This window comes from Rhizobium leguminosarum bv. viciae (assembly GCF_012276115.1).
GTDB lineage: Bacteria > Pseudomonadota > Alphaproteobacteria > Rhizobiales > Rhizobiaceae > Rhizobium > Rhizobium leguminosarum_T.
This window is the reverse complement of the sequence record NZ_WIEU01000002.1, coordinates 79,367-92,887: the sequence shown is the minus strand read 5'-3', so window position 1 is coordinate 92,887 and position 13,521 is coordinate 79,367. Positions and strand designations below refer to the sequence as shown.

Genomic DNA, 13,521 nt, shown 5'->3' with positions numbered 1-13,521 from the left:
GAAGCCGGTCAGCCCTGTAAGATTTTGAAGATGGCGGTGATGACAAGGAGGCCTGCCATCATCACCAGGATGATGTCGGAGGCTTGGGGTCTCGGGCCATTCCCTCGTCCCGGCGCACCGGGACGAGGGTGGAAGGCGTTGCGAAGCCTGTGACGGAGGATCATGGCATCACCTCAGAAGGTCTGGCCGGCGATCATGACCAGGTGCTCGACGACAGGGCCGAGCGCCAGGGCCGGGAAGAAGGTCAGGCCGCCGACGATCAGGATCGTGCCGACAAGCAGGCCGACGAAGAGCGGACCGTCGGTCGGGAAGGTGCCTGCCGAGGCCGGAACCGTCTTCTTGGCGATCAGCGAGCCGGCGATGGCAAGCGCCGGGATGATGACCAGGAAGCGCCCGGCGAGCATGGCGATGCCGAGTGTCACGTTGTACCAGGGCGTATTGCCGGTCAGGCCGCCGAAAGCCGAACCGTTGTTGGCCGCGGCCGACGTATAGGCATAGAGGATTTCGGAGAAGCCGTGCGGGCCGGCCGTGCCGATCGAGGCGACGGCGGAGGGCAGCACCGTGGCGATCGCGGTGAAGACCAGCATGGCAAGCGGCAGGCAGAGGATGGCGAGAACGGCCATCTTCATTTCCTTCGCCTCGATCTTCTTGCCGAGATATTCCGGCGTGCGGCCGACCATCAGGCCGGCGACGAAGACGGCGACGATGATGAACAGCAGGATGCCGTAGAAGCCCGCGCCGACACCGCCGACGATGATTTCGCCGAGCTGCATGTTGATCAGCGGGATAAGGCCGCCAAGTGCCGTGAAGCTGCCGTGCATCGCATTGACAGCGCCGCAGGAGGCGGCCGTGGTGATGACCGCAAAGAGGGAGGATAGGGCAACGCCGAAGCGGACTTCCTTGCCCTCCATGTTGCCGCCGCCAAGACCAAAGGCGTGCATCAGCGGGTTGCCGGCAGCCTCTGCCCAATAGGTGATGCCGACGCCTACGATGAACAAGACGCCCATCGTGGCAAGGATCGCCCAGCCCTGGCGCTGGTTGCCGACCATGCGGCCGAAGACGTTGGTCAGAGCCGCACCGATCGCGAAGATCGAGACGATCTGGATGAGGTTCGAGATCGCATTCGGGTTTTCGAACGGATGGGCCGAATTGGCGTTGAAGAAGCCTCCGCCATTGGTGCCGAGCATCTTGATTGCAAGCTGCGAGGCGACGGGGCCGACGGCAATCGTCTGCTGCGCGCCTTCGAGCGTGGTCGCATTGACATAGGGCCCAAGCGTCTGCGGCACGCCGAGATAGACGTAGACGATGGTGAGCACGATGCAGATCGGCAGCAGGATGTAGAAGGTGCCGCGGATCATATCGACCCAGAAATTGCCGATCGCCTTGCCCGACGCGCGCGAGAAGGCACGGATGAAGGCGACAGCGATCGCCATGCCGGTCGCGGCCGACAGGAAGTTCTGCACCGTCAAACCGGCCATCTGGGTCAGGTAGGACAGGGTGCTTTCGCCGCCGTAGTTCTGCCAGTTGGTGTTTGTGGGAAAGCTGACGGCGGTGTTGAACGAAAGCTCCGGCGGGACGGCGGCCATGCCGGCCGGATTATAGGGCAGGATGTCCTGCAGGCGCAGGAGCGCGTAGAGGACGAGGACGCCGAGCAGGTTGAACATCAGCATCGCGAAGGCATAGGAGGTCCAGTGCTGCTCCTCGCGCTCGCTGGTGCCCGCAATACGGTAAAGCCCCCGTTCGATCGGAACGAGGACTGGGGAGAGGAATGTGCGCTCGCCATTGTAGACACGCGTCATGTAACCGCCGAGCGGTTTGACGAGCACGAGGACGATCCCGCAGTAAAGCAGGATCTGAAGCCATCCGTTGAGGGTCATGGAGGTAAACTTTCAATACCCGGCTGCTTCTCGGCTGCGCATGGGCGACCTCAGAAGCGCCAGTTCTCTTCAAAAGCGTTCTGGGCGAAGGAGAGCGTAGGTGAGGTAAACGGTGAGAAACACGGTCACGGCACCGCTCAAGACATAATCGAGGGTCATCGTGGTTCTCCTGTCAAAGCCTGTCGCAGGCTCGGGTGTAGGCAAAGCACAGCGCGAAGAATATGATCGCCGTGGCGAGTAGAATGATATCCATCATGATCGTGACTCCTGTTGTTCTTCTTGGAGTCAGACAAGACAAAGGGCGCTGGGAGGCCGCCTTTCATGCTTTCTGGCGTGGAGATGATCTTTCGATCTCTCGGACATCAATATGGAGCCGAAGGGCATAAAGGTTCGAGACGGACGACGGGCCATCTATATAAAAATCTTATAAATGCCCTTACGGGCCGCTCGCCGTCGGACCAGGCTGGCGCAGTTTTCGGGCGGGCCGCTGCCGGTGCTGTACCTTCCGGCAAATCTGCGTGAGCATTTTATCATTTGTTGAGCAAAAGCCTTTTCAATCTGGTTGAATTGGCAAGGCTTCGGGCCTTATAGTCGGCTTCAACGCTGCCCGATGGAGTCATGGGCAAGCCACTAGGGAAGGAAACCGACGATGACCAAAGTCCGCGCGCTTGTCCTCGAGCGCCAGCATGAGCTTGCGCTCCGCGATATCGATCTGCCGCTCGAAACCGGCCCCGGCGAGGTGAAGATCAGGATCCACACAGTCGGCGTCTGCGGTTCGGATGTGCATTATTACACCCACGGCAAGATCGGCCCCTTCGTCGTCAACGCGCCGATGGTGCTCGGCCATGAGGCGGCGGGCACGGTGGTCGAGGTCGGCGCCGGCGTCACGCATCTAACAGTCGGCGACCGCGTCTGCATGGAGCCCGGCATTCCCGATCCGAATTCCAAGGCAAGCCGGCTCGGCATGTACAATATCGACCCGGCCGTCACCTTCTGGGCGACCCCGCCGATCCACGGCGTGCTGACGCCAGAAGTCGTGCATCCCGCCAATTATACCTTCAAGCTGCCCGACAATGTCAGTTTCGCCGAAGGCGCCATGGTCGAGCCCTTCGCCGTCGGCATGCAGGCGGCCGCCAAGGCGAAGATTACGCCTGGCGACACTGCCGTCGTCCTCGGCGCCGGGCCGATCGGCACGATGGTGGCAATCGCGGCCCTTGCCGGCGGCTGCGCCCGCGCGATCGTCGCCGATCTCGCCCAGCCGAAGCTCGATATCGCCGCACAATATCAGGGCGTCATCCCGGTCAATATCCGCGAGAAGAACCTGGTCGAAGAGGTCTCCCGGCTGACCGACGGCTGGGGCGCCGATGTCGTCTTCGAATGCTCCGGTTCGCCGAAGGCCTGGGAAACGATCATGGCGCTGCCGCGCCCGGGTGGGGTCATCGTCGTCGTCGGCCTACCGGTCAACCCGATCGGCTTCGACGTCTCGACGGCATCCACCAAGGAAATCCGTATCGAGACGGTGTTCCGCTACGCGCATCAGTATGAGCGCTCGATCGCGCTGCTCGGCTCGGGTCGCGTGGATCTGAAGCCGCTGATATCAGAGACTTTCAAATTCGACGATTCGATCAAGGCGTTTGATCGCGCCGTCGAGGCCCGGCCAAGCGACGTGAAGCTGCAGATCGTGATGGAATAGGGCGCTACAGTGCTTCTATGAGTGCCTGGCGCTCAGTTTCATCTTGCGAAAGGCAAGAGCCGCGCCTGCGACGACAGCTGCGGCTCCGGCTGCGATCAGCAGGTGGCGGTGAAGGGGAAGGTGGCCCAATGTCTGTTCGATGCCATGCCCGAACACGTAACCGAGCCCTGTGAACAGCTGCCCCCATACCAACGCGGCCGCGGCATTCAGGATGATGAATTTACCGGTCGCAATTCGCGTTGTCCCGATGACGATCGGGCTGATCGTCCGCAACCCAACCAGGAAACGAAACGCGAGGATGAAGCCTGTGGGATATTTTTCCAGAAGCCGGGTTGCGCGCGCCAGCGTCGGTGTTTCCATCAGCCGGCGGACGAGACCCCATCGAGCGGCATAACGGCCGGCGAAGAACCAGAACTGATCGCCGGCGAAGGATCCTGCCGTTGCCGCAAGCGACGCCGACCAATAGGTCAGCAGCCCGCGGTGGGAAATGACGCCGCCAAGGAAGGCAGCTGTTTCGCCTTCGAAGGCTGCGCCCAGAAATATCGCCAACAGGCCGTAGTGCTCGATCAGCAGTTCGATAGACACTCAGCCCGCCTCCAGCTGTCCATTTCGAAGCATCAATTCATAGCTAAACCGGCTTCAAATCCCCAAGCAACGTCGGGATCAGCTCCGACACCGTCGGATGGATCGGCACCGACCATTGCAATGCGGGATAGGTCGTTCCTGCATTCATCGCGTCGATGATGCCGTGGATCACCTCGTCGCCCTCGATGCCGAGGATCGCCGCGCCGAGGATTTTTTTGGTCTCGGCGTCGGCGATTACCTTCATGAAGCCTTTGGTCTCGCCGCGCTCGTTGGCGCGGCCGACGCGGCTCATCGGCCGGGTCGAGATCATGATCTTGCGTCCCGAGGCGCGCGCCTGCTTCTCCGTCATGCCGACGCGGCCGAGCGGCGGGTCGATATAAAGCGCATAGGCCAGGATGCGGCTTGAGACCTTGCGATCGTCGCCGTCGAGCAGATTGGCGGCGGCGATCTCGAAATCATTGTAGGAGGTGTGGGTGAAGGCGCCGTGGCCGTTGCAATCGCCGAGCGCCCAAATGCCCTCGACATTGGTAGCAAGCCTGTCGTCGACGGTGATATAGCCGTGCTTGTCGGTAATGACGCCGGCGGCATCGAGGCCGAGATCGTCGGTGTTCGGCTTGCGGCCGGTGGCAATCAGCACATGGCTCGCATCGATTCTCGCTGAATCGGTGGCCACCGTTATTCCGTCGCTGCTCTTGGCGAAGGCGATGTCGCTGGCGCCGGTATGAATGTCGATGCCCTCCGAGCGCAGGACATCGGCGATTGCGTCCGATATATCCTCGTCCTCGCGCGATGCGAGCTTCGGGCCGTGCTCGATGACGCTGACTTCGGCGCCGAAGCGGCGATACATCTGCGCGAATTCCAGCCCGATATAACTGCCGCCGATGACGGCCAGATGCCGGGGCAGCGTGTCGAGATGGATGATCGAGGTGCTGGTGAGATAGTCGATATCGTTGATGCCTGGCAGGTCGGGGATGACGGGGCGCGCGCCGACATTGAGGAAGATGCGCGGTGCGGTCAGCGTCTCGCCGTTGACGCTGACGGTCTTCGGGTCCTCGAAACGGGCGTGGCCGGAGATCACGGTCATGCCGTCCATGCCGGCGAACCAGCCGATCAGGCCGTTGCGGGCGTTCATAGTCACGGTTTCGGCACGGGCTTTGACCACCTTCATGTCGATGGCGATCTCGCCCTGGAGATTCACGCCGTAAATGGCGCCGTTTCTTGCGACATGGGCGGCGCGGGCGCTGGCGACCAACGTTTTCGTCGGCATGCAGCCGGCATTGACGCAGGTGCCGCCGAGGAACTTGCGCTCGATGAGCGCCACCGTCATGCCCTTTTCGACCATGCGGGCGGCGAGGAAGGGGCCGGCTTGACCGGCGCCGATAACGATGGCGTCGAAGCTTTTCATGACACGGCCACGATCAATAGCGCGCCGATGACGGCGACGGCATCCTCAATGAGAGCAGCTGGCAGATCCTTGCCGAAGGAGGCAGCAAGCCTGCCGCGGACGGCGGCGCCACCATATGTTCCGATGACGGCGCCGATCACGCCGGCGATCAGCCCGCCGAACAGCAGGCTGCTGGCGGCTCCGATCGTCGCCCCTGCGAGTGCGCCCGTGACGATGCGGGCGCCGAATTGCACCGGCACCTTACGCGACGGCGTCGACGGCAGCTGGTCGGTGATCAGTTCGACGACGGCGAGAAGCGTGAAGATCCACGGCGTCCATTGGTAGCCCATGAAGGCAAGCGGAGTCTGCGAGACATCGAACCAGCCAAGCGCCGCGCCCCAGGCGACGGCGGCGGGCGCCGTCATGGCGCGAAGCCCGGCAATGACACCGATCAGCAATGCAAGAAGCAGAAACATGCATGATCCCCCTTTTTGCTGGCTCTTGCCGTCGTTAGGGAAGGTTGCACATTGTCAGGCGCGTGGCAATTCGCCTTAGAGGCGATCGACCCTAGTTCGCAAAGGCGGCAATGCCGGTGATCGCCCGGCCGATGATCAGCGCGTGGATGTCGTGCGTGCCCTCATAGGTGTTGACCACTTCGAGGTTGACAAGGTGACGGGCGATGCCGAATTCGTCGGAGATGCCGTTGCCGCCGAGCATGTCGCGGGCCGCCCGCGCGATCTCCAGCGCCTTGCCGCAGCTGTTGCGCTTGAGGATCGAGGTCAGCTCCACCGGCGGATGGCCTTCCTCCTTCATGCGGCCAAGCCGCAGGCAGCCCTGAAGGCCGAGCGAGATTTCCGCCGCCATGTCGGCGAGCTTCTTCTGGATCAGCTGGTTGGCGGCAAGCGGCCGGCTGAACTGCTTGCGCTCGAGCGTATATTGCCGGGCTCTCGCATAACAATCCTCGGCAGCACCGAGTGCGCCCCAGGCGATGCCGAAGCGGGCCGAGTTGAGACAGGTGAAGGGTCCCTTGAGGCCGGTCACGTCAGGCAGAAGGTTTTCCTCAGGTACGAAGACCCCGTCCATCACCACTTCGCCGGTAATCGAGGCACGCAGGCCGACCTTGCCGTGGATCGCGGGCGCCGAAAGTCCTTTCCAGCCCTTTTCGAGGATGAAGCCGCGGATGAGGCCATCCTCGGTCTTTGCCCAGACGACGAAGACATCGGCGATCGGCGCGTTGGAGATCCAGGTCTTCGAGCCGGTGAGGCTGTAGCCGCCGTCGACTTTTTTGGCGCGTGTCGCCATCGAGCCGGGGTCGGAGCCGTGATCCGGTTCGGTCAGGCCGAAGCAGCCGATCCATTCGCCGGTGGCGAGTTTCGGCAGGTATTTCAGTTTCTGCGCCTGCGACCCGAAGGTTTCGATCGGCACCATCACGAGCGAGGACTGGACGCTCATCATCGAGCGGTAACCGCTGTCGACCCTTTCGACCTCGCGGGCGATGAGGCCGTAGGCGACGTAACCAAGGCCGGCGCCGCCATAATCCGGCGAGATCGTCGGGCCGAGCAGACCGAGTTCGCCCATTTCGCGGAAGATCTCAGGATCGGTCTTTTCATTGCGAAAGGCATCGAGAACCCGGGGCGCAAGCTTTTCCTGGGCATAGGCGTGGGCGGTGTCCTGCACCATACGCTCTTCATTGGTCAGCTGCTCCACCAGGCGGAACGGATCGGCCCAGTCGAAAACCTCGCGCGTATGCTGCATGGCGGCGTCTCCTCACCGTTTCTTCCAAGGTCGCATAAACCCGCCAGCCGACCGCGTCAACAGATTGCGGCCGCGTCGAAAAGACGGGCCGCGCCATCTTTTCAAAAGCATCGGCATGATCCACTTTGCCCACGATCGATTCTGGAATGAGGAGGCGGAAATGTCGTCAAGCGATCTGTTCGTATCGGCCGAAGGCGCCGAATGGGTCAATCCCGAGCCCGGCGTCGTCAGGCGCATCATGACCTATCTGCCCGAGATGATGATGGTGGAAGTTGCCTTCGAAAGCGGCGCCGTGGGTGCGGCCCATTCGCATCCGCACATCCAGGCCAGTTACGTCGCCGAAGGCAGTTTCGAAGTGACGATCGACGGCCGGACCGAGGTGCTCAAGCAGGGCGGCAGCTTCATCGTGCCCCCCAATCTGGTCCACGGCGTCAAGGCACTGGAAAAGGGCCGGCTGATCGATGCTTTCACTCCGCACCGGGCCGAATTCCTGAAGTAGTCAGGTTTCCACCTTTGCCCGGCGCGCCGGACCGGCGGCGGTGACATAGGGCGGCACGAAGCGCGCATCCTCGCCGTGCACCGCCTCGCGCAGGAAATCGATGACGGCGCGCACGCGCGGCGCCTGTTTCAGGTCGCGGTGGCAGGTGATCCAATAATGGCGCTTGAGGTCGATCTCCTCGGGCAGCACGCGTACGAGTTCGGGGTAACGGCTGGCGAAGAAATAGGGCAGGATGCAGAGGCCGAGGCCGTTTCGGGTGGCAGTGAGCTGCGCGAAGATGCTGGAACTCTGGAATTGCGGTTTGATGCGCGGATGCACGTCGCCCAGATAATCCAGCCCCGGCGCGAAGATCATTTCTTCGATATAGCTGACGAAGGGATGCTCAAGCAGGTCTTCCCGGCAGGTGATCGGCGCGGCCTTCGCGAGATAGTCGCGCGAGCCATAGACCTGCAGGTGGTAGTCCGTCAGTTTCTCGGCGAAATAAGCCCCGCCCTTCGGCTCGTCGAGAACGACGGAAAGGTCGGCCTCCTTGCGCGACAGCGACATGATCTGCTGGATCGTCACCAGTTCGAGCGAGAGATGCGGATGCTGGGCGGCAAACTGCGGCAGCACGGTTGCGAAGAAGAAATTGGCAAAACCCTCCGGTGCGCTCAGCCGCACCAGGCCGCGCTGCGCCATCGAGCCGGCGGCGAGGTCGGCGCGCAGCCGCTCGGTCTCCTGCTCCATCCTCTCGGCCGTCTCGACAAAGCGCGTGCCCATGGCGGTCAGCACATAGCCGCGCGGATTGCGCTCGAACAGCTTGACCTTGAGGGTGAACTCCAGCCGATCGATGCGGCGCGAGACGGTGGCATGGCTGGAGCGCAGCTGGCGGGCCGCCGTCGACAGCTGTCCAGTGCGGGCGACGGCTAGAAAAAACTGCAGATCGTCCCAAGTAAACTGCGGTGGATTGTTCATCGCGATCCTCTCTGTTCAAAAACGAACAGATACTGTTTGGAATTAGTTGTAAATCACCCGTTGCCTCAGGGCGGAATTTCCGTGATCGTAAGGTGAGGGTCCGTCGTTCTGAGGAGGACGACTGGCCAAATTTGAACAGATCCGCAATCTGACCAATCTCTGGGAGGAGAGAATATGCGTAAGAATCTCATTGCATCAGTTGCATTTCTGCTTGCGAGCAGCACTGCGGTGCTCGCGCAGAGCGCGACCGACGGAAAGGTCAAGATCGGTATCCTGAACGATCAGTCGGGCGTCTATGCCGATTTTGGCGGCAAGTCCTCCGTCGAAGCCGCCAAGATGGCGGTTGAGGATTTCGGCGGCAAGGTGCTTGATGTGCCGGTCGAGATCGTCAATGCCGACCATCAGAACAAGGCGGATATCGCCTCCAACATCGCCCGCCAGTGGTACGATACCGAGCAGGTGGATGCGATCATGGAGTTGACGACCTCGTCCGTGGCGCTCGCCGTGCAGGCGATCGGCAAGGAGAAGAAGAAGATCGATATCGTCACCGGTGCGGCGACGACGGATCTGACCGGCAAGGCCTGCTCGCCCTACGGCTTCCATTGGGCTTACGACACCCATGCACTTGCCGTCGGCACCGGCGGCGCGCTGGTCAAGCAGGGCGGCGACAGCTGGTTCTTCCTGACCGCCGACTATGCCTTCGGCTACTCGCTGGAGCAGCAGACCAGCGACTACGTCAAGGCGAGCGGCGGCACGGTCGTTAGTGCCGTCCGCCATCCGCTGTCGAGCCAGGATTTCTCGTCCTTCCTGCTGCAGGCGCAATCATCCGGCGCCAAGGTGATCGGCCTTGCCAATGCCGGTCTCGACACCTCGAATGCCATCAAGCAGGCGGCCGAATTCGGCATCACCCAGGGCGGCCAGCATCTGGCGGCGCTGCTCTTCACGCTGGCCGAAGTTCACGGCCTCGGCCTCGAGGCGGCGCAGGGGCTGACGCTGACGGAAGGCTTCTACTGGAACCGGGACGACGAAAGCCGAGCCTTCGCAAAGAAGTTCTTCGCCCGCACCAACAAGATGCCGAACATGACCCATGCCGGCACCTATTCGGCGGTGATGCAATATCTGAAGGCGGTGGAGAAGGCCGGCACCGACGAGACGGAAGCCGTCGCCAAGCTGCTGCATGAAATGCCGGTCGATGACGTCTTCGGCCGCGGCGGCACGGTCGGCGCCAATGGCCGCATGATCCACGACATGTATCTGCTGCAGGTCAAGAAGCCTTCCGAAAGCAAGGAGCCGTGGGATTACTTCAACGTGCTCGCCACCATTCCCGGCAAGGAAGCCTATATCGATCCCGCCAAGAGCGGCTGCGATCTGGTGAAGTAATCACGATGGCGGTTTCCGCAATTGAAACTCAGGAAAAGCCGCGGGTGGTATTGTCCGCCCGCGGCCTGCGCCGCGATTTCGGAGGCTTCACGGCCGTCAAGAACGTCGATCTCGACGTGCATGACGCAAGCGTGCATGCACTGATCGGCCCGAACGGCGCCGGCAAGACGACGGTCTTCAACCTGCTGACCAAGTTCCTGCAGCCGACCTCAGGCACCATCACTCTGATGGGCGTTGACATCACGAAAACGCCGCCCGACAAGGTGGCGCGCATGGGGCTGGTCCGCTCTTTCCAGATCTCGGCGGTCTTTCCGCATCTCACCGTTCTCGACAATGTCCGGGTGGCGTTGCAACGGCCGAACAATCTTTCCACACAGTTCTGGCGGCCGCTCTCGGTGCTCGACCGGCTGAACGAGCGCGCCGAGCAACTGCTCGCCAGCGTCGGGCTTTCGAAGGAGCGCGATCATTTCGCCGCCGATCTTTCCTATGGCCGCAAGCGCGTGCTGGAGATCGCCACCACGCTGGCATTGGATCCCAAGGTGCTGCTGCTCGACGAGCCGATGGCCGGCATGGGGCAGGAAGATGTCGGCGTCGTCTCCTCGATCATCCGCGAGGTCGCCCGCGACCGGGCGGTGCTGATGGTCGAGCACAATCTCTCCGTCGTCGCCAATATTTGCCAGCATGTCACCGTGCTGCAGCGAGGCGAGATCCTCGCCGAGGGCGATTATGCGACCGTCAGCCAGGACGAGCGTGTACGTGTGGCCTATATGGGCACGGAGGAGCATTGATGGCCACTCTCCTCGAAGTCCAGGGGCTCAATGCCTGGTACGGCGAAAGCCACGTCCTGCACGGCGTCGACATGCGCGTGGCCGAAGGCGAGACGATCACCATTCTCGGTCGCAACGGCGTCGGCAAGACGACGACGCTGCGCACCATCACCGGCATTGTGCGGGCTCGCAAGGGCAAGATCAGCTTTGACGGCAGCGATATGATGCAGGTGCCGCTGCACAAGACGGCGCATCGGGGCATCGGCTTCGTGCCGGAGGAGCGCGGCATCTTCTCGACGCTGACCGTTTCCGAAAACCTGCTGCTGCCGCCTGTCGTGGCAGGCGGCGGCATGACGCTCGACGAGATCTACGAGCTCTTCCCCAATCTCTACGAGCGCCGCGGCAGCCCGGGCACCAAGCTTTCCGGCGGCGAGCAGCAGATGCTGGCGATCGCCCGAATCCTCCGCACCGGCGTCAGGCTGCTCATTCTCGACGAACCGACGGAAGGGCTTGCCCCCGTTATCGTCCAGCGTATCGGCGAGGTGCTGAAGACGTTGAAGGAGCGCGGCATGACGATCCTGCTCGTCGAGCAGAATTTCCGTTTCGCCAGCCGTATTGCCGATCGCTTCTATCTGATGGATCATGGGCAGATGGTGTCGGAATTCCCGGTCGGTGAGCTGCCGCAGCGCATGGATACGCTGCACAAGGTTCTGGGAGTGTGACCAGATGACGATGATCTTCGGCATTCCCCTGCAGGCGCTTTTCGGCCAGCTGCTGATCGGGCTGATCAACGGCTCGTTCTACGCGCTGCTCAGCCTCGGCCTCGCCATCATCTTCGGCCTGCTCAGGGTGATCAACTTCGCCCATGGCGCGCAATATATGCTCGGCGCCTTCGTCGCCTATCTGCTGCTGACCTATGCCGGCATCGGCTACTGGCCATCGCTGATCCTGGCGCCCGTTATCGTCGGCCTTGCCGGCGCTATCATCGAGCGGCTGTTCCTGCGCCGGCTCTACGATCTCGATCCGCTTTACGGCCTGCTCTTCACCTTTGGGCTGGCGCTGGCGGTCGAGGGCACCTTCCGTTATCTCTATGGCTCCTCCGGCCAGCCTTATAAGGCGCCCACCGCCCTTGCCGGCGCGGCCAACCTCGGCTTCATGTTCCTGCCGATCTATCGCGGCTGGGTGGTGGTCGCCTCGCTCGTCGTCTGCCTCGGCACCTGGCTGCTGATCGAGAAGACCAAGCTCGGCGCCTATCTTCGTGCCGCCACCGAAAATGCCGTACTGGTGCAGGTCTTCGGCGTCAACGTGCCGGTGCTCTTGACGCTCACTTACGCGCTCGGCGCCGGTCTCGCCGCCTTTGCCGGCGTGCTGGCGGCGCCGATCTACCAGGTCTCGCCGCTGATGGGCTCGAACATGATCATCGTCGTCTTCGCCGTCGTCGTCGTCGGCGGCATGGGATCGATCATGGGCGCGATCATCACCGGTTATATGCTCGGCATCGCCGAAGGCCTGACCAAGGTCTTTTATGCCGAGGCTTCCAACATCGTGATATTCGTCATTATGGCGATCGTGCTTCTCATCAGGCCCGCGGGCCTCTTCGGACGGGATGCCTGACATGGCTGACATGACCGAAACCATCCAAACGGAAAAAAGCCGGACCGCCCTTTCGGTGCAGGCGGGTTTCCTGCTTGCGGGACTGCTGCTCCTGCTGCTGGCGCCGTTCTTTTTCTATCCGATCTTCCTGATGAAGCTGCTCTGCTTCGCGCTCTTTGCCTGCGCCTTCAATCTGCTGCTCGGTTATACCGGCCTGCTGTCCTTCGGCCACGCCACCTTCTTCGGCGGTGCCGCCTATTTCACCGCCTATACGGTGAAGGCATGGGGCCTGCCGCCGGAACTCGGCATCCTGATCGGCGTGGCGGGTGCGGCGTTTCTCGGTCTCGTCATGGGCTTCTTCGCCATCCGCCGCCAGGGCATCTATTTCGCGATGATCACGCTGGCGCTGTCGCAGATGTTCTTCTTTTTCTGCCTGCAGGCGGAATTCACCGAAGGCGAGGACGGCATCCAGTCGGTGCCGCGCGGCCACCTCTTCGGCTTCATCGATCTGAACAGCTCGACCAACATGTATTATTTCGTGCTGGCTGTCTTTCTCGTCGGCATCCTGATCATTTGGCGCTTTATCAATTCGCCCTTCGGCATGATCCTGAAATCGATCCGCGAGAACGAACAACGGGCGATCTCGCTCGGTTATTCGGTGGCGCGCTACAAGCTCGGCGCCTTCGTCATGTCGGCGGCGCTTGCAGGGCTCGCGGGCGCGGTGAAATCGATCGTCTTCCAGTTCGCGACGCTGACCGATGTCGCCTGGCAGATGTCGGGCGAGGTGATCCTGATGACGCTGCTCGGTGGCATCGGCACGCTGATCGGCCCTCTCTTCGGCGCCGGGCTGGTGGTGGTGCTGGAAAATTACCTCGCCACCTCCGAATTCCCGGTGACGATCATCACCGGCATCGTCTTCATGGTCTGCGTGCTGATCTTCCGCCGCGGCATCATCGGCGAATTCTACGCCTCGCGGCTAGGGCGGAAACTGGGCTTCGTCTATCGCCGCTGAACTGGCGGACCTCTCTCTTCTC

Annotated in this window: 14 protein-coding genes; 7 read left to right on the top strand and 7 right to left on the bottom strand. The window is 62.1% G+C overall.

Annotation, left to right across the window (positions count from 1 at the left end):
* Window positions 1-173: 173 nt before the first annotated feature.
* On the bottom strand, window positions 174-1,877 hold the full coding sequence (kdpA, locus tag GFM02_RS03710; protein ID WP_168282173.1) for a potassium-transporting ATPase subunit KdpA: 1,704 nt from the start codon (window positions 1,875-1,877) through the stop codon (window positions 174-176).
* A gap of 69 nt (window positions 1,878-1,946) precedes the next feature.
* Entirely contained in the window at window positions 1,947-2,036 is a 90-nt protein-coding gene (locus GFM02_RS03705; RefSeq protein ID WP_003547774.1) for a K(+)-transporting ATPase subunit F, read from the bottom strand.
* Window positions 2,037-2,526: 490 nt separating this feature from the next.
* Here GFM02_RS03705 and GFM02_RS03700 point away from each other — a divergent pair, with 490 nt between their 5' ends.
* Entirely contained in the window at window positions 2,527-3,570 is a 1,044-nt protein-coding gene (locus GFM02_RS03700) for an NAD(P)-dependent alcohol dehydrogenase (RefSeq protein WP_168320842.1), read from the top strand.
* A gap of 15 nt (window positions 3,571-3,585) precedes the next feature.
* Here GFM02_RS03700 and GFM02_RS03695 read toward each other — a convergent pair whose 3' ends face one another.
* From GFM02_RS03695 to GFM02_RS03680, 4 genes are all read right to left on the bottom strand, one after another.
* The gene (locus GFM02_RS03695) at window positions 3,586-4,155 is read right to left on the bottom strand and encodes a DedA family protein (RefSeq protein ID WP_020052654.1); all 570 of its coding nucleotides are present in this window, start codon (window positions 4,153-4,155) and stop codon (window positions 3,586-3,588) included.
* A gap of 43 nt (window positions 4,156-4,198) precedes the next feature.
* Window positions 4,199-5,560, bottom strand: a complete 1,362-nt coding sequence (locus tag GFM02_RS03690; protein WP_020052655.1) for an FAD-containing oxidoreductase — start codon at window positions 5,558-5,560, stop codon at window positions 4,199-4,201.
* Window positions 5,557-6,015: a DUF4126 family protein gene (locus tag GFM02_RS03685; RefSeq protein WP_020052656.1), complete on the bottom strand. Its 459-nt coding sequence runs from the start codon at window positions 6,013-6,015 to the stop codon at window positions 5,557-5,559. Before GFM02_RS03685 ends, GFM02_RS03690 begins: the two co-directional genes overlap by 4 nt.
* Window positions 6,016-6,106: 91 nt before the next feature.
* Window positions 6,107-7,294 carry an acyl-CoA dehydrogenase gene (locus tag GFM02_RS03680; RefSeq protein WP_020052657.1) on the bottom strand — a complete coding sequence of 396 codons (1,188 nt, stop codon included), beginning with the start codon at window positions 7,292-7,294 and terminating at the stop codon, window positions 6,107-6,109.
* Between the two features lie 160 nt (window positions 7,295-7,454).
* Between GFM02_RS03680 and GFM02_RS03675 the strand changes: the two genes are divergently transcribed.
* Window positions 7,455-7,793 carry a cupin domain-containing protein gene (locus GFM02_RS03675; protein WP_011655128.1) on the top strand — a complete coding sequence of 113 codons (339 nt, stop codon included), beginning with the start codon at window positions 7,455-7,457 and terminating at the stop codon, window positions 7,791-7,793.
* On the opposite strand, the gene GFM02_RS03670 is transcribed toward GFM02_RS03675, so the two are convergent.
* Entirely contained in the window at window positions 7,794-8,747 is a 954-nt protein-coding gene (locus tag GFM02_RS03670) for a LysR family transcriptional regulator (protein WP_168320841.1), read from the bottom strand. It lies immediately after the preceding gene.
* Between the two features lie 174 nt (window positions 8,748-8,921).
* Between GFM02_RS03670 and GFM02_RS03665 the strand changes: the two genes are divergently transcribed.
* From GFM02_RS03665 to GFM02_RS03645, 5 genes are read left to right on the top strand one after another with little or no spacing between them, the layout of a single operon-like run.
* The gene (locus GFM02_RS03665; protein ID WP_168320840.1) at window positions 8,922-10,127 is read left to right on the top strand and encodes an ABC transporter substrate-binding protein; all 1,206 of its coding nucleotides are present in this window, start codon (window positions 8,922-8,924) and stop codon (window positions 10,125-10,127) included.
* 5 nt (window positions 10,128-10,132) lie between these two features.
* A complete protein-coding gene (locus tag GFM02_RS03660; RefSeq protein WP_168266462.1) occupies window positions 10,133-10,915 on the top strand; it encodes an ABC transporter ATP-binding protein in 783 nt (260 codons plus the stop codon).
* Complete coding sequence (locus GFM02_RS03655) at window positions 10,915-11,616, top strand: ABC transporter ATP-binding protein (protein WP_138389682.1); 702 nt, start codon at window positions 10,915-10,917, stop codon at window positions 11,614-11,616. The genes GFM02_RS03660 and GFM02_RS03655 overlap by 1 nt, the downstream gene beginning before the upstream one ends.
* Window positions 11,617-11,620: 4 nt before the next feature.
* Window positions 11,621-12,508, top strand: coding sequence for a branched-chain amino acid ABC transporter permease (locus tag GFM02_RS03650; protein ID WP_168320839.1), 888 nt, complete (start codon window positions 11,621-11,623; stop codon window positions 12,506-12,508).
* Between the two features lies 1 nt (window position 12,509).
* Window positions 12,510-13,499: a branched-chain amino acid ABC transporter permease gene (locus GFM02_RS03645; RefSeq protein ID WP_168282186.1), complete on the top strand. Its 990-nt coding sequence runs from the start codon at window positions 12,510-12,512 to the stop codon at window positions 13,497-13,499.
* The last annotated feature ends 22 nt before the right edge of the window (window positions 13,500-13,521 follow it).